Below are 16,300 nucleotides of genomic sequence, written 5' to 3'. Positions count from 1 at the left end.
CGGGCATGCCACGCCGGATTATAGAAGCGACGCAATCATGTTTTCGGCGTAGCCGGCACTGGTTGTCATACCTTTACCGCCAATGCCGGTGCGGATATGAATATTGGGGCTTATGTCAAACTCAAAAATATCGTTAGGGTGCTGGGCGTAAAATCCAGCCCAGGCACGGGCAATTTTACGTACCGGGAAACTCATTATACGCTCGGCTTCTTTTAGCATCAGTTCGTTGATATGGTTTTGGGTATCAAAACCTAGTTCATCGGTACGGCCTACGGGAGCGTATTCGTGTGAGTCTCCAATGATAACAGAACCGTCAATGGCCTGCTTGAACAGAATATGGATACCCCACTTTTTTAGTTCTGAGTAATGTTCAGGAGTAGTGATGTTTTTGAATGAAGGGCATTGCTCAAACGACTCATAACGGCGTATAGAGAGCCCGGTAAGTATGTTGCCCTTAATGCTTACGTTGGCCAATGGCACGGTCTGTAGCATTTGCAGTTTGCTCACAACCATACCGCTTTGAGCATATATTTCAGGAAAAAGCAGGTTGAATACATATCCGCTGCAAATAATGGCTTTATCTGCCGAGTAAAGCTGTGAGCCTGCGGTCGTAACCACCACCTTGCCAGAAATATCGGTACAGTTGATAACACTGGTGTTGTTAAGGTACGTAACGCCCAGTTGTTCTTGCAGGTATTGTATAATTCTGTAAATAAGCAGGTTCGGCTCTACGCTTACTTCGTTAGGGTAATAAATGGCCCCTCGCACGTAGTCCTGCTTCAGTTCCGGGTATAAATCAAGGCATTGTCTTTTCGACAGCAAAGAGCATTCATAACCCTGGCGCTGATGAATATCAAAGAGTTCATTAGCCAGCTGCCATTCGGTGTCGTCAGAGGCAATGTAAATGGTGCCGTTTTTTCTGACAGATATATCAAACTGTTGTTGTATGTCTTTGTAGATTTCCAGGCTTCTGCGGCCATAATCGAACCATTTTCCGGCCGAACCTGATGGCACGGCTTGTCCGAAATTACGAACAGTAGCGCTGACCGGAAAATTGTCTTTTTCAATAATCAGTACTTTTTTGCCTTTTTTAGCTGCATGGTAAGCATGAAAAGCCCCCATAATACCGCTACCTACTACTATTAAGTCAAAATTTTTCATTTATGCTTCGTTAAGAACGCCCAGTTTGATGATTGTGTCTTTCAGGTCTTTCAGAGAGTCAAGAAGACCATCATTGCGTATAATACTCAGCTGCTGGCGCGTGTGTGTACCATTAACCACACCTAAAGACAGGCGGCATCCGGCTCTAACGCCTGACTTGAGGTCAGAAGGTGTATCGCCAATGTTAATTACTTCGTAGGGGTCTGTTACGCCCATTAATTTCATGGCTTTTTGTATCATGTATGGCTCTGGCCGGCCTTTAGGTACCTCATCGCTGGCGATAGATACATCAATAACAGACCTGCCAGAAGTATTCACATAGTTAAACTCCAGCCCGTCAAGCCAACTCAGTTTATCCAGTATAATATTGGTTACAACCCGGTAAAAGCCGGTGGTAAGCGCTATTTTAATATTATTCTTGCGTAAAAAATCAAATAGTTCCAGACATCCCTCTGTCGGAAGCACCTCATGAGTACGATAGTGTTCTTCCAGAATCAGCCTGAAATAGTCATAAGAATAGATAACGTTTTCTTCATATTCGGGATGGTCTTTGCCTGTTTTTTCTTCCCATAACATTTTGAAAACCTCAATCTTCGAGTAACCCTGCAGAGCCAGGATTCTTTCAGCGGTAACGTTTAGACCCACGTACTCACAGGCTCTGGCAAAGCAGGTTTCTACTTCTTTTTTGTCCTGAACGGTAGTACCGGCCATATCAAAAACGACTAATCTGATTGGATACATAAGGTAATGTTTTTGACAAAAATAAATGACTTGTTTTGATTAAACATATTATGTTTTTGTTAAGCCACAGTGGCACAAAACCAGCCTACTGGTACCTTGTTTTATCTGCTTAACAAGCTGATACGTCTTCAGGGTTGTACTTTTTGTAAAAGGTTTTTCATCAGCTTATACATATTGAATTGCTTTCTTGTGGAAAAATTTCCCCGAAATTACACATTAGTCTGGCATATCTGGTTCAGTTTACTGTGCAATATTTATTTTTTGGTTTGTGTTTAAGTCTCTTGTATTCAGTGTTTTATGGCTTGTTTTGCTGCTCAGGCCAAGTAGGGCGGCTTATGCGGCTTATATTTTTTATTGGTAGTCTGCAAACAGTCAGGCGGCAGCACATGAGATATTAAGCCTTTCTGAAAAACCATTGTCAAAAAAGATACTACTAAATTAAATGCTAATGAAAAATGTATTGTTGGGCATCTCACTTGTATGGTTTACAATGAGTTGCAATAATAAAGCAAACACAGAAAAAGAAATACAAGCCGCAAGACAGGCAGCCATTGATTCGGTAAACCAGGTGGTAGAACTTGAGCGCGTAAAACAAGCTACCATAGACTCGATGAATGTAGTGAAAGAAGAAGAGGAGCGTAAACTGGAATCCCAAAAGGCAACCAGAGCCAAAAGCGGGTCATCGTATACATATGCTTCTAATGGCAGCAGCGGGTCGTCTGCCGATTACGTTCCGGTTTCTCAGACCTCTCACAAAAAGAGAATGAGTAATGCGGCCAAAGGTGCTTTGATTGGCGCCGGTGTAGGTGCTTTAACGGGTGTGGCTATTGCTAAAGATAAAAAAGGCAAAGGGGCGCTGATAGGCGCAGGTGTAGGCGCGGGTGCCGGAGCCATTACCGGTGTTATAGTAGATAAACAGCAACAAAAGAAGCAACAGCAATAAGGTTTTCTTTCATTGAAACGCAGCCCCGGTAAGTGGATACCCTTCATTTACCGGGGTTTTTTGTGGTAATGGCCCGTCATTTTTACCGCGGGCAGTGAGAGTTTACAGTAATTTAATTTTTGCCGATTTTATTAATAATATCTTCACAATCTCTTATCCATTAGTTTTTTCTTGCTATCGACTTTTGCATTTTTATTACCGTAGTAATTAATAATGCTGCCTGATGGCCAGAATTTTTATCCTTGTTTTTGTTTTAACTGCATTTAAGGTATCTGCTTTCACACTTAAGGGTGTAATTACAGACAAAGCCACCGGCGAGCCATTAATTGGCGCTTCAGTAAGGTTACTGAACCAGCCTTTTTTTGCCATTTCGGGCCTGGATGGGTCTTACATGCTTAAAAATGTGCCGGCCGGCGAATATCAGCTACAGGTTACTTATGTGTCGTATAAGCCGGTAACACTAAAAGTTAAGCTTTTGCAGGCAGATACGGTTGTTAACATTACCTTGGAAGACGACAGCCAGCGTACCCTGAATGAGGTGGTGGTGGTAGGCGCTGCTGATAAATCAACTGAGTTAATGGCCCGGCAGTTGGAAAGAAACGCCAGTCAGCTAATGAACATTGTGTCAGGCAAAGCCATTGAAATATCGCCTGACCTGACAGTGGCCAATCTGATTCAGCGGGTGTCGGGTGTTTCTATTGAGAGAAACAGCAATGGAGATGGCCAGTACGCGATTCTGCGTGGAATGGATAAGCGTTATAATTATACACTTGTAAATGGTGTTAAGATTCCGAGCCCTGATAATAAGTACCGGTATGTGCCACTGGATATTTTTCCGTCAGAATTACTGGGGCGGCTTGAAGTAACCAAAACCCTGACACCTGACCTGGAAGGTGATGCAGTGGGAGGTGTGGTGAACATGGTTATGAAAGACGCACCTAACAACCGCGAAATAAAGTTTAATCTGGCAACGGGTTATAACCAGCTTTTTTTGAACAGAGACTTTATGAGTTATTCATTAAAGGATATCAATTTTAAGTCTCCTTACGAACAATTTGGGAAAGACTATTCTGCCACAGTAGCTAATTTTCCTAAAACCACTATTCAGTATCGGTCTGCAAAACCGTTGCCCAATATTGTCGGTGGTTTTTCTTTAGGTAACCGTTTTCTGAATAACAAACTGGGCGCAGTGGTTGCAGGTAGTTTTCAGAATACCTACAGAGGCAGTAACAGTCTTTTTTACTCATCAACCGTTTATGACACCGAGCTGTCTTCCCGCCTCACAAGCCTTGCTGAACGAAGATACGCTGAGCAGCAGGGGCGGTACGGGCTACATGCAAAGCTGGATTATAAACCCAATTTCCGGCATAAATTTCAATGGTATAATGCTTATCTGTATTTGTCTAATCAGCAGGTCAGAGATACCAAAAACACCGAATATTCATCAGGCGGATACGACCCTGACCAAGGCAATGCAGGGCTTTCTTACAGCACGCGGTCTCGCCTGACAGTACAACAGATTTTTAACAGCACTTTGCAGGGTAACCATGAGCTGCTCAGGAAACTGAACCTTAACTGGTCGGCGGTATATTCCTTAGCTACCAATAAGGTGCCTGATAACACCAGCATTGAACTTTTAGGCAAACGCGAGAACTTTGCCGAGACACGTACGTATCCTCAGCAATATACCAGAAGATGGGAGCATAATGCAGATTATGATTTGACCGGATACCTGAATCTGGTTTATAAAATGAGCAAAGCGGATATTTCAGCCGGAGGTTTATACAGAAATAAAAGCCGCAATAATTTCTACAATAACTATGTGTTTAAGCCTTCAAACCCTTTTGCACTTTATGGAAAAGACTATCAGGAATATGCAGACATCGCATGGAATTTGGAGAATCCGCGTGGTTCGGTAGCCAATGCGCTTTCATACAGAGCATCAGAGCAAATTCTGGCAGAATATGTGATGGCCAAATGGCAGCTTACCCGCTTGCAGCTGATTGGCGGGCTACGTGTAGAACATACCAATCAGGGCTATGAAATGCGTTTTCCGTTAGGCGAGCTTCGGCCCAAAGGAGAACAGATTTATACAGATATACTGCCGAGTCTGAATCTGAAATATGAGTTAAAAAACAAACAGTTTGTCAGGGGGTCTTACTTCAGGTCAATCAATCGTCCCGGTTTTTTTGAACTTGTGCCGGGTAAGGTAGTCAATGAAGAGTTTCAGGAAAGAGGGAACCCGGATTTAAAAAGAGCCGTTGCCGATAATTTTGATTTACGCTATGAGGTTTTTCCGACGCAGGCAGACCAGGCTATGCTGGGTTTGTTTTACAAGTATATTAAAGACCCCATTGAGTATGCGCTTAGTGTAGACGCCACCCGTGGGCAAGATGTGTTTTATTCGCCGGGTAATTATGGTAATGCCACCAACTATGGATTCGAACTCGACCTCATCAAATACTTCCGGAAATTTGGCCTAAAGGCCAATTATACCTACACCCATTCTTCAATAACTACCCAGAAGATTATCAGAGAAAGAGACCAGAATGGCAATTTGCGCTCGAAAAATATAGCGCAAACACGCCCTTTATACGGGCAGGCTGCCAATGTGGGTAATATTTCATTACTCTTCAAAGACACTAAAGCAGGTTGGGATGCCCAACTGGCGGCCTCTTACACCGGCGACCGCATCAATACGGTATCTCAGTTTCTGAACAACGACTTATGGCAGGGCGCATTTGTGCAGATGGATGCCTCGGTCGAAAAAGCAATCGGCTCAGGTTGGGTTATTTATGTAAAGGCAAATAACCTGCTTGATACCCCCATGCGTGTGTTTATTAAGAATACCAATCCGCAGAACGCCAATATTTATCAGGATATAAACAGCAAAAATAAAACCCTGATACGGGAAGATTATTACCAGCGAAACTACCTGATAGGCTTAAGATTTAAAATGTAATTATCCTTCAATGCAAATTCCAACGAAAATGAAAAGAGTTCTTTTTTTATTAATGCTTGCTTCAGCATTTATTACCAGCTGCGACAAAGATGAAGTTACCAACGACCCTCAGACAGGTACCAAACCGGATGAGCTGAGCGTAACAGGAGAAGTGTCTGGTACATGGGCTAAAAATTCGATAGTTACCGTAAAAGGCGACATCGTGGTGCCTGCCGGTAAAAGCCTGATTATTCAGGAAGGAGTTACTGTAGTAATGGATACAGTAGCCAAACCGGAGTTTATTGTGCATGGTAATCTATACTCGGTTGGTACTAAAGAAAAACCTGTAAAGTTTACAGTTATAGAAGCCGCCAGAACCGTCAAGTATAATTTCGGGCGTTTGTGGGGTGGTATTCTGGCCTCTAAAACCTGTGCAGAATTATTACTGGATAACACCATTTTAGAATATGGTGGTGCCACCACTACCGAAGCCTCAACTTCAGTAAAGCAGGGTTTATATAAAGCAGCCAGCGGCGAGCGCGTTCCGGCCCTTTGGTTTTCTAATGTAAGTGGTAAACTGGTGGTTCAAAACTCAACTATCCGCCATTTTGGAGAAGACGCCACCTATATTGAGGGCGGAAGTGTTATATTTGCCAATAATATTTTTCATACTACCGGCGAAAGTGGAGGAGATGCTATCAACCTTAAATCGGGTGTAAATGCAGATGTTGCTTACAATTTGGTTTATAACGCCAATACCAATGGTTTAAAGTTATCAAATGTTGGCGAAAGAACACCGCAGTTATTTATTGTAGGCTACAATAATACGTTTGTAAACAATGGCTGGAGAAGACCTTCAGTAAAAGGCGGATCAATATGGGTTGAGGCAAGCGCCAATGTAGAGTTGCATAACAATCTGCTGGTTAACTGCCGGTTCGGAATTAAAAGAGATACTAAAAAACCTGAGGATAATCGTTCGGTATTTACAAATACCTATTATTACGGTTTCTACCAGGATGGTGTAAACCAGTTTCAGCCAAGTTCAGAAATCATTGCCGGTACCAATGATGTAATCAGTAAAACGGCCGGAGACAATGACCCGAAATTTGTTAATTTTCCTTTAGGTACCGCAAAAGATAGTAATTTCGATTCAAACTGGGATTTCAGACTCCAAACAGGTTCACCAGTACTGGGTAAAGGTATTACTAATTTCAAAAGAAATTTTGCTAATGGTTTAACGCTGAATGGCCAGTTGTACAAGTCGCCGGAGCCTTCAACCTATTCAGGAGCGTTCAATGTAAAATAATATTTTTGTCAAAACCCCAGGCCAGGTACAGATTTGGCTTGGGGTTTAATCTGTTCCCATTATGAATATCCGGTTAGTGCCCTTTTTATGTCTGCTTGTATTTTCTTGTGTAAACAGACAGCAGCCATCTTCCATTCAAAATGTTTCGGCTGCTGAATCGGTTATTGCGCCGGTTTATGTAACCGATAGTGTGAGAAGAGACTCAGATGACCCTGCTGTTTGGATTAACCCGAAAGACCCCGGTAAAAGCCTGATTTTAGGAACAGACAAAGACCAGGATGGCGCCCTTTATGTTTTTGATTTACAGGGAAAAGTTCAGGAAGACAAAGTGGTGCGCGGGCTGAAAAGACCTAATAATGTGGATATTGAATATGGGCTTATTTTAAATGGCGTGGCCACCGACATTGCGGTAACTACCGAACGCCACACGCATAAACTCAGGATTTTTTCATTGCCGGATATGAAACCCGTTGATAACGGGGGCATAGCTGTTTTTGAGAATGAAAATGAGGCGGGTTTCAGAGACCTGATGGGTATAGCTTTATATAAAAATAAAAAAGGCCAGATTTATGCCATTGTAGGCCGGAAAACCGGGCCAACAGCCGGTGGCTATTTAGGGCAATATTTGTTAAATGATGATGGCAGCGGCCGGGTGAAAGCCACCCTTGTAAGAAAGTTTGGTTTATATAGCGGCAAAAAAGAAATAGAATCAATTATGGTTGATGATGAACTGGGCTATGTGTATTATTCAGACGAGGGAGTGGGGGTTAGGCAGTACTTTGCAGACCCTGAAAAGGGTAATAACCAGTTAAGCCTCTTTGCCACCACCGGATTTACGGAAGACCACGAGGGAATATCGTTGTATAGACTCTCTAAAACTACCGGGTATATTCTGGTTTCGGACCAGGGTGCAGATAAGTTCCATATTTTCAGTCGGGAAGGCACCAGAGAAAATCCATACGAACACCGGTTACTAAAAGTTGTAAAAGTGCAGGCCCACCAGAGTGATGGTTCTGAGACTATTGCCCTGCCACTGAACAAAACCTTTCAAAAGGGGGTTTTTATAGCCATGAGCGATGACAGAACTTTTCACCTTTACAAATGGGAAGACATAGCCGGGAAAGAACTGAAGACTATTAAGCCCTGATAATCTGTTTAATTGATTCAGCCCATTTTTCTACATTGTCTTCAAACACACCTCTGTAATAATGAATTAAATCATGGTGTTTTTCCTGAAACTCCGGCGTCATTCTTTTGTTGGTGCTTTTGTCTCTGAACACACATTCAAAATTATTAATGCTGCCAATCAGAAACTTGTACTCGTTTATCAGTTTGGCATTGGCCTTTTTTTGGAGAGCCACCTGAATTACTTCCTGATACATCAGCAGCGCGGTTTCGTTAGCGGCAAGGCCTTTTTCAAACCACCTGTTTTGCTGGCATAGGCCTTCTATGGGGTAGAAGTTGCCATTAAACAGGCTCTTGTCAGGCTTTAATGCCGAAGGGCTTGAATAAAACAAAAACTGGTCGGCTTCAGTAATCACACATTTATAGTTAAGGGTGTTCAGATGCCCCAGCCATTCTTCACGGCTCAGTGGTTTTGTTTCTGAAAAATTAAAGTCAAAAATCAGCTCCTGATTCTGCCATTCAATCATCGGAGCCACGTGGTAACCCCAACGTATATGGCCAAGCGGAGCCATGCCGTTAGGATCCTGAATCCGGAAAACCTCACGCGAGTGTTCAGAGTATCGGCATGGTGCAAAAACCCAGATTTTCTTGTGAGGAACAGCATGCTTTGTTAACAAAAGAGAACCCAAATGGGCATTGCAATGACAGTTGCCCTGCAGGTATCGGTAGGACGGATACAGAAAGTGTTTGATTTCATTAAATATGCTTTGAATCTCAGACCCTGCAAAAGTTTTTGTTTGAAGTGCAGTAAGCATTTTTGTGCATTGATTAGAACTCAAAACTACAAGTATGCAGATAAATTAGGAAAGGTTGGTATGTTATGATTTGGTGAAGTAATTGTAAGGCAAAAGTTAAGAGCCGGGACTTTACATAAGCGTCTATGAAGTGGTCTTAATGGGGTAAACTTTCAGGTTTAAGGGTTTATGTCCGCAGGCAGTATTTTACTTTACTTTGCCTTGGCCATTGTAATAATTGGTGCCGCAAAAAAAATCTTCTTGATAATTGTCATTTTTTTCATAATTTTCTCCTAAATGTATTGCTGACTTTTTTTGCTTCCCTAACCGACTTAACAATAGCTTAATTCAGACGTAATATTCACAGAATGTTACAGGCGTACTTTTGCAGCCTGAAAACCTGCTGACGAATTATTATTTAAATCTAAACGATTAACATCTTTTTTAACGTCAAAAACAAAAGTATATGAAAAAACATCTCCTATTATGCATGGTGGTTCTTCTGAGCAGCCTGTTAATGAGTAGGGCAATTTATGCACAAACTATTGTAAGCGGGAAGGTATCCTCTGCCGCCGGCGAGGGAATCCCCGGTGTAAGCGTTATGTTAAAGGGTACCAAACAGGGTACCAATTCTGATGCAAACGGAAATTTCAGAGTTAGTAATGTGAATGCCAATTCAGTATTGGTTTTTTCGGCCATTGGTTACTTAACCGAAGAGCGTTCAGTAGGTAACCAGACTACTATTAATGTTACATTGAACGAAGACACCAAAGCCCTTAACGAGGTAGTAGTTACAGCGCTTGGTATAAAAAAAGACATTCGTCGCATTGGGGTGGCTATTCAATCTATTGATGGCGCTGCCACTATTAAAGCACGCGAGCCAAACGCCATTAATGCACTAGCCGGTAAGGTTGCGGGTTTAACTATTGGTACACAACCTGAGTTATTACGCAAGCCGAATATCTCGCTTCGCGGTAATAGCGAAATCCTTTTTGTGGTTGACGGTGTACCTATCAACTCTGACACCTGGAACATCAGCCCTGATGATATTGAAACTTACTCGGTTCTGAAAGGGGCGTCTGCTTCGGCGCTTTATGGTTTCCGTGGTAAGAACGGTGCAATTCTCATTACCACCAAACGTGGTTCTAAAGATAAACGCGGGTATTCGGTTGAACTGAACTCTTCAACCATGATTGACAACGGTTTCTATGCCATTCCAAAAGTACAGGATTTGTATGGCCCCGGAGACCACGGCCGTTATGCATTTGTTGACGGTAAAGGTGGTGGATTAAACGACGGTGACTATGACGGTGGCTGGGGCCCTAAATTTGAAGGCCAGCTGATACCGCAATACGATAGCCCGGTAGACCCCAAAACAGGCATAAGACAGGGCACACCCTGGGTTGCGCGTGGTAAAGACAACCTTGAGCGTTTCCTTCAGGCGGGTATTCTTTCAACTAATAACATAGCTGTTTCAGCCACTGGCGAGAAGTATAACCTGCGTTTCTCTGCTTCTCAGATTTCTCAAAGAGGCATTGTTCCTAACACCAAACTGAATATTAGCAACTTCAATGTAAGTGCTGATTACAAATTCTCAAACCGCCTTTCTTTTACGTCAAATCTGCAGTATAACAAGCAGTACACGCCAAATATTCCGGATGTAAACTACGGCCCCAACTCAATTATCTATAACATGACCCTTTGGGCGGGTGCCGACTGGAATGTTGACGACATGCGCAACTACTGGCAACCGGGTAAAGAAGGTATCCAGCAGATTTACGCAGAATACCAACGTTACAATAACCCGTATTTTATGAGTTATGAGTGGTTAAGAGGCCATTACAAAACCGATATCATTGGTCAGGCTGCATTAACCTATAAATTTACAGACTACCTTGAGGCGTCGTTCCGTTCGCAGGTTACCACCTGGAACCTGTTCCGCAACGAAAAAATGCCGTACTCTGCCGGTGCTTATGGCCGTGACGAACGTCGTGGAGACTACCGCGAAGACCGTCGTAACCTGTTTGAAAACAATACCGACGTACTTGTTAAATTTGATAAAGACCTGTTTAGCGGCCTTAATGCCAAAGTATGGGCGGGTGGTAATATCCGTACTTTTGAGTATGACTCTCAGTATGGGTCTACAGACTACCTGAACGTGCCAGGCTTGTATAACTTCAGCAACTCGGCCAATCCGGTTCGCACAGCCAACTTTGCTTCTGCCATGCGTGTAAATTCGGCTTATTATTCGGCTGACTTCACGTATAAGAATTTCCTGACTATCGGAACAACCGGCCGTGTTGATAAACTCTCAACACAACCTGCAGGTAACAATACATTCTTTTATCCTTCTGTTTCTGCCTCAACTGTTCTTTCAGACTACCTGAGTGTACCATCAGCTATTTCATTCCTGAAACTGCGTGCTTCGTACGCCAACGTAAAAGATGGTTTAACACGTAGCACCATTGGTACAACCCCAAGTTTGGGCGACGGCAACCCGATAGGATATGGCGACCAGTATTACTCACCGTATGATGGCCCGGCTTATAGTAACTCGGCAGTTTATTCAACGCCATTTGCCTATAACAACCAACCGGCTGCTTATTTTACAGGTACGCTGAACAACCCATCATTGAAACCAAGCTCTACTTCACAAACAGAACTTGGTCTTGATTTCAGAGTATTGCAGAACCGTATCGGTCTTGATGTAACCTATTTTATTTCTGACGAAGGCCCGAGAATCTTCTCATTGCCTATCTCTACCACCACCGGTTATTCGGCAGCTTTGGTGAATGGTATCAAAACGCAGAAAAGAGGATGGGAAATTGCTCTTACTGGCTCACCTCTTAAAAGTGCCGACGGCTTAAACTGGGACGTGCTTGTAAACTACTCAACTTATCAGGAAAAACTGACAGAAATATATCCGGGTGTTGAGAACCTGAACACTTTCTTCAAAGTAGGCGACCGTCTTGATAAATTCTATGGATCGGCCTTTGTAAGAACTCCTACCGGGCAAATCATTAACGATGCTTCGGGTCGTCCAATTACAGCTCCGGTAGCACAATTCCTGGGTTATATCAATCCTAAGTTTGTGTTTGGTATCAATAACAAATTCAGCTATAAAAATGTGAACGTGAGCTTCCAGTTCGACGGTCGTATCGGTGGTGTTATTTCAAATTACATCCAACGCCAGACCTACCGTGGTGGTCGTCATATTGGTATAACCCAAGGTGCAATGGGTATAGCTCGTGAGCAGGACTACCTGGGCGTAAAAGCGTATGTAGGCGAAGGCGTGGTGCTTGCCAATAATCCTGCTGTGCCAATTAAATATGATGCTGACGGTAAAGTAACCAATTACGCAGAACTGCAATATAGAGCCAATGACACTAAACAATTTGTGCAAGACTACGTGAGCCGTTATTACAATACTGACGAAGGTAACCTGATGAGCCGCTCTTTTGGTATGTTGCGTGAAGTGGTAATAGGTTATAATCTGCCTGAGAAATGGTTCGGGAAATCAATCAGAAATGCTTCGGTATCATTAGTAGGCAGAAACCTGCTTTACTTTGCCGAGAAAAAAGACATTGACCTTAACCAGTATATTACCAATGGCGGGTCTGGTCTTCAGACACCATCAACCAGAAGATACGGTATCAACCTGAACTTTACTTTCTAAGCATGGTATAAGCAGGCAGCTCATGTAGATGAGCCTTATTTCAATAACATCAAGATAAAAACATTTAACAATGAAGATACATCAGTTATTCGCAGGAGTTTTCGCAGTTTTGGCTGTTACGCTGAGCAGTTGCGAAAAATCGTTTGAAGACCTTGAAAAAGACCCGAACCGCCCGGTTCATGTGCCTGCATCGCTTGTTTTGCAGGGTGTTGAGGCCGACATGGCAGGTAATACCGGCCGCCCTTTCAGCGCCGAAATGCGCTGGAACCAGTTTTACTGTTCTAACTATAACTACTACGCCAACAACGAGTACACCTGGACAGCCACTCCGAATCACTACAATACCCTTAAAAACGTAGTGAAAATGGAAGAAGAGGCCAAACGTGCCGGACTTGCAGAGGTAAACGGATACTCGGCGCTTGGTAAATTCTTCAGAGCTTTCTTTATTGAAGAAATGACCAAACGTGTGGGTGACCTTCCGGTTTCTGAAGCCTTGAAAGGTATTGATAATACCACCCCGAAATATGATACCCAAAAAGCGGTATATATTCAGATTCTTAACTGGCTTGACGAAGCCAATGCAAACCTGGCTACTCTGATTGCACAGGGACAAACCGTTCCTGGTGATTTTTACTTCGGCGGTGACCTGCGCAAATGGCAAAAAGCCGTGAACGCCTATAAACTGAGAGTGCTGGTTTCATTGAGCAAAAAAGAAACCGATGGCGACCTGAACATCAAGGCCCGCTTTGCAGAGATGATGGGCAACCCAAGTAAGTTTCCGTTGTTAGAGAGCTTATCAGATAACCTGGAGTTTAAATACAATCAGTTTAACAAGTATCCGTCAAACCCTGACAACTTTGGCTTTGATGCCACTCGTCAGAACATGGCAAAAACTTATGTTGGCTTGTTGTCTTCGTTGCGTGACCCACGCGTAATGGTAACCTGCGAACCGGCTGGCGCTGAACTGAAAGCAGGTAAATTGCCTTCAGACTACACTGCATTTGTAGGTGCAAGCTCGGCAGAGGACTTAACCGACATGAGCGACAAGGCCGGTAGAAACAATGGCGCTGGTTTTGCTCCGGGTTTGTATTCGTTCCAGAATCGTTACCGTTACTACCGTAATTATACGGCTGAAAACACTTTCATTGTAGGGTATCCTGAAATGTGCTTCAATATTGCAGAGGCGTATCATCGTAGCTGGGCCAGCGGAGACGGCGAAGCATGGTATAAAAAAGGTATTCAGTCGTCGCTTGATTTCTATGGTATTAAAGATGGCGCCAACACCATGACCTACTCAAAGACAGGTGGCAGAGAAACCGCCGACCTTGCTAATTATACCATTAACTTTAGCTTTGATACTTATTACAGCCAGGCTGCTGTAAAATACGCAGGTAAAAATGCTACCGGCTTAGAGCAGATTATCAGCCAGAAATATGCCGCTTTCTTTATGAACTCTGGTATGGAAGCATATTTTAACTGGAGACGTACGGGTTTCCCTAAATTTGAAAGTGGTGTGGGTAATGGTAACTCTAACCGTATTGCGGTTCGTTGGCAGTATCCGATTTCTGAGCGCACTACCAACGCCAAAAACTATAATGATGCTATCAACAGCCAATATGCAGGCAAAGATGATATCAACGATATAGTCTGGATCATGAAATAATATTGATTTGTGTAAATAAGGTTGAAAGTAGCAGAACATTGTTCTGCTACTTTTCTTTCAATAATAAGGTAAGTGATATGAAAGACATCAGCAGTATAATTGATGAAATCAGAAACATCTTCTTGTCGCAGGGGGATGAAGAATATTATGGCGAGGCCATCAGCCAGTATGAACATGCCGCACAGGCGGCTATTCTTGCACAGGTATCAGGCTTTGATGATGAGGTGCAGATAGCTGCTTTTCTGCACGATATCGGGCATTTGCTGCCGGCAGCATCAGAAGAAGAACTAATGGCCGTTTATGGGCGTAAAGACCATGAAGGTGTAGCCGCCGACTGGCTGAGAGAACGTGGGTTCTCTGAAAAAATAGCCGTTCTTGTTGAAAACCACGTTAATGCCAAACGCTATTTATGCTATGCCAACCCGGCTTATTACAGTAACTTATCTGAGGCCAGCAGGCAAACACTTGAGTTTCAGGGGGGCAGAATGGAAAAAGAAGAGGCCGGGGCATTTGAGAAGAATCCTTATTTTGATGTAATCATACGCATGAGAAGATGGGACGAGGCCGCCAAGGTAGAAAACCTGCCGTTGCCTGACCTTGAGCATTTTCTGGCCATTTGTAAAAACTATTTAAGCGCTAAAGAAGTATAGGTTTTGTACAAGATAAGAAACCTGCTTATTTTGTTTGCTATCTGTTATAAAAACATCTATCAACTATGAAAAAAATTCTCTTGTTGCTTTTACTGGCTGCAAAAACCTTTGCTCAGACCAAAACCGAAAACGTATTTATTATTACAACTGACGGATTCCGCTGGCAGGAAGTTTTTGGAGGTTTAGACTCTTCTCTTTTAAACAAGAAAGAATTTACCAGAAACCGTGACCGGCTAAAAACCACTTTTGGGTCTGATAACCTTGAAGAAAGAAGAAAAAAACTATTGCCTTTTTTCTGGAACACCATTGCCAAAGAAGGCCAGCTATATGGTAACCGCTGGCAAAACAGTAAAGTAAACGTGCTGAACCCTTACTGGTTCTCCTACCCGGGTTATAATGAGATTCTGACCGGGTATGCAGACGACAAAGTCAATTCAAACAATAAAAAACTGAATGAAAATGTAACCGTGCTTGAGTTTCTGAACCAGCAAAAGGGTTTAAACGGCAAAGTGGCGGCTTATTCAACCTGGGATGTGTTCCCTTTTATTATCAATGAGCCACGTAGTGGTATTCCGGTAAATTCGGGTAAAGACCCTGTTGAGGGCGCTGTAAATGAGAAAGAGCAATTGCTGAACGAAATTCTGGCCAATTATGAAAGCCTTGCCAGCGACAGACATGACTTTATTACTTATTTTATGGCCAAAGAGTATGTCAAGAAGCACAAACCTAAAGTTTTTTTCTTGTCGTTTGATGAAACCGACGAGTTTGCACATGAAGCCAAATATGATGAGTATCTTTTTGCTGCCAACACAGTAGATAAATTCATTGCCGATTTATGGAAATATTGCCAGAACACGCCTCAGTATAAAGACAAAACCACATTTATTATTACCACAGACCACGGCAGGGGAGATAAAAACAAAGCACAGTGGACAAGCCACGGCCAACGCGTGCCAGATTGCTACCAGATATGGTTTGCAGTGATAGGCCCAGATACCCCGGCCTTGGGAGAGATTAAAACCGAAAGCCAGTATTATCAGAATCAGATTGCTAAAACGGCAGCCAAATTCCTGGGCTTTAATTTCGAAAACGGAAAAGAAATAGGGGAAGAAATTAAGGAAGTAATGAAGTAATCTTATCTGCACTTATTAAAGAATTAAAGACGAGTCTACCCGGCTCGTCTTTAATTTTTGGTATTTTACATAGGGAAACCTTATGAGAGATAAGTAATTAAATATCAGCGTATTACATAAAAAAACAACCCCGAAAACTGCCAATTTCTTGGAATTTCGGGGTTTTT

11 protein-coding genes are annotated in these 16,300 nt (G+C 42.9%); 8 read left to right on the top strand and 3 right to left on the bottom strand.

Annotation, left to right across the window (positions count from 1 at the left end):
- Window positions 1-18 precede the first annotated feature (18 nt).
- Both C0V77_RS12085 and C0V77_RS12080 read right to left on the bottom strand, forming a co-directional pair.
- Entirely contained in the window at window positions 19-1,161 is a 1,143-nt protein-coding gene (locus C0V77_RS12085) for a TIGR03364 family FAD-dependent oxidoreductase (RefSeq protein ID WP_101726638.1), read from the bottom strand.
- Entirely contained in the window at window positions 1,162-1,902 is a 741-nt protein-coding gene (locus C0V77_RS12080; RefSeq protein ID WP_101726637.1) for an HAD hydrolase-like protein, read from the bottom strand.
- A gap of 448 nt (window positions 1,903-2,350) precedes the next feature.
- Between C0V77_RS12080 and C0V77_RS12075 the strand changes: the two genes are divergently transcribed.
- From C0V77_RS12075 to C0V77_RS12060, 4 genes are all read left to right on the top strand, one after another.
- Window positions 2,351-2,845, top strand: coding sequence for a YMGG-like glycine zipper-containing protein (locus tag C0V77_RS12075; protein ID WP_101726636.1), 495 nt, complete (start codon window positions 2,351-2,353; stop codon window positions 2,843-2,845).
- A 223-nt stretch (window positions 2,846-3,068) separates the two neighbouring features.
- Window positions 3,069-5,807 (top strand): TonB-dependent receptor, encoded by a 2,739-nt coding sequence (locus C0V77_RS12070; protein ID WP_101726635.1) that lies wholly within the window; start codon window positions 3,069-3,071, stop codon window positions 5,805-5,807.
- Between the two features lie 28 nt (window positions 5,808-5,835).
- Window positions 5,836-7,092 (top strand): right-handed parallel beta-helix repeat-containing protein, encoded by a 1,257-nt coding sequence (locus C0V77_RS12065; protein ID WP_101726634.1) that lies wholly within the window; start codon window positions 5,836-5,838, stop codon window positions 7,090-7,092.
- A gap of 61 nt (window positions 7,093-7,153) precedes the next feature.
- Window positions 7,154-8,239, top strand: coding sequence for a phytase (locus C0V77_RS12060; RefSeq protein WP_101726633.1), 1,086 nt, complete (start codon window positions 7,154-7,156; stop codon window positions 8,237-8,239).
- Here C0V77_RS12060 and C0V77_RS12055 read toward each other — a convergent pair.
- Window positions 8,229-9,032 (bottom strand): protein-glutamine glutaminase family protein, encoded by an 804-nt coding sequence (locus C0V77_RS12055; RefSeq protein WP_101726632.1) that lies wholly within the window; start codon window positions 9,030-9,032, stop codon window positions 8,229-8,231. The genes C0V77_RS12060 and C0V77_RS12055 overlap by 11 nt on opposite strands.
- A 445-nt stretch (window positions 9,033-9,477) precedes the next feature.
- Here C0V77_RS12055 and C0V77_RS12050 point away from each other — a divergent pair, with 445 nt between their 5' ends.
- From C0V77_RS12050 to C0V77_RS12035, 4 genes are all read left to right on the top strand, one after another.
- The gene (locus tag C0V77_RS12050) at window positions 9,478-12,687 is read left to right on the top strand and encodes a SusC/RagA family TonB-linked outer membrane protein (RefSeq protein WP_101726631.1); all 3,210 of its coding nucleotides are present in this window, start codon (window positions 9,478-9,480) and stop codon (window positions 12,685-12,687) included.
- A 70-nt stretch (window positions 12,688-12,757) separates the two neighbouring features.
- Window positions 12,758-14,350: a SusD/RagB family nutrient-binding outer membrane lipoprotein gene (locus C0V77_RS12045; RefSeq protein WP_101726630.1), complete on the top strand. Its 1,593-nt coding sequence runs from the start codon at window positions 12,758-12,760 to the stop codon at window positions 14,348-14,350.
- Between the two features lie 77 nt (window positions 14,351-14,427).
- The gene (locus C0V77_RS12040; protein WP_101726629.1) at window positions 14,428-15,000 is read left to right on the top strand and encodes a phosphonate degradation HD-domain oxygenase; all 573 of its coding nucleotides are present in this window, start codon (window positions 14,428-14,430) and stop codon (window positions 14,998-15,000) included.
- Between the two features lie 65 nt (window positions 15,001-15,065).
- Entirely contained in the window at window positions 15,066-16,133 is a 1,068-nt protein-coding gene (locus C0V77_RS12035) for an alkaline phosphatase family protein (protein ID WP_101726628.1), read from the top strand.
- Window positions 16,134-16,300 lie beyond the last annotated feature (167 nt).

Source organism: Emticicia sp. TH156, from assembly GCF_002855535.1.
Classification (GTDB): Bacteria; Bacteroidota; Bacteroidia; order Cytophagales; family Spirosomataceae; genus Emticicia; species Emticicia fluvialis.
This window is presented reverse-complemented; position numbering and strand designations above follow the sequence as displayed.

What these genes read in the sequence shown, in the direction of transcription:
- C0V77_RS12085 (WP_101726638.1), bottom strand. Translation starts at nt 1,161, where the DNA reads ATGAAAAATTTTGACTTAATAGTAGTAGGTAGCGGTATTATGGGGGCT.
- C0V77_RS12080 (WP_101726637.1), bottom strand. Translation starts at nt 1,902, where the DNA reads ATGTATCCAATCAGATTAGTCGTTTTTGATATGGCCGGTACTACCGTT.
- C0V77_RS12075 (WP_101726636.1), top strand. Translation starts at nt 2,351, where the DNA reads ATGAAAAATGTATTGTTGGGCATCTCACTTGTATGGTTTACAATGAGT.
- C0V77_RS12070 (WP_101726635.1), top strand. Translation starts at nt 3,069, where the DNA reads ATGGCCAGAATTTTTATCCTTGTTTTTGTTTTAACTGCATTTAAGGTA.
- C0V77_RS12065 (WP_101726634.1), top strand. Translation starts at nt 5,836, where the DNA reads ATGAAAAGAGTTCTTTTTTTATTAATGCTTGCTTCAGCATTTATTACC.
- C0V77_RS12060 (WP_101726633.1), top strand. Translation starts at nt 7,154, where the DNA reads ATGAATATCCGGTTAGTGCCCTTTTTATGTCTGCTTGTATTTTCTTGT.
- C0V77_RS12055 (WP_101726632.1), bottom strand. Translation starts at nt 9,032, where the DNA reads ATGCTTACTGCACTTCAAACAAAAACTTTTGCAGGGTCTGAGATTCAA.
- C0V77_RS12050 (WP_101726631.1), top strand. Translation starts at nt 9,478, where the DNA reads ATGAAAAAACATCTCCTATTATGCATGGTGGTTCTTCTGAGCAGCCTG.
- C0V77_RS12045 (WP_101726630.1), top strand. Translation starts at nt 12,758, where the DNA reads ATGAAGATACATCAGTTATTCGCAGGAGTTTTCGCAGTTTTGGCTGTT.
- C0V77_RS12040 (WP_101726629.1), top strand. Translation starts at nt 14,428, where the DNA reads ATGAAAGACATCAGCAGTATAATTGATGAAATCAGAAACATCTTCTTG.
- C0V77_RS12035 (WP_101726628.1), top strand. Translation starts at nt 15,066, where the DNA reads ATGAAAAAAATTCTCTTGTTGCTTTTACTGGCTGCAAAAACCTTTGCT.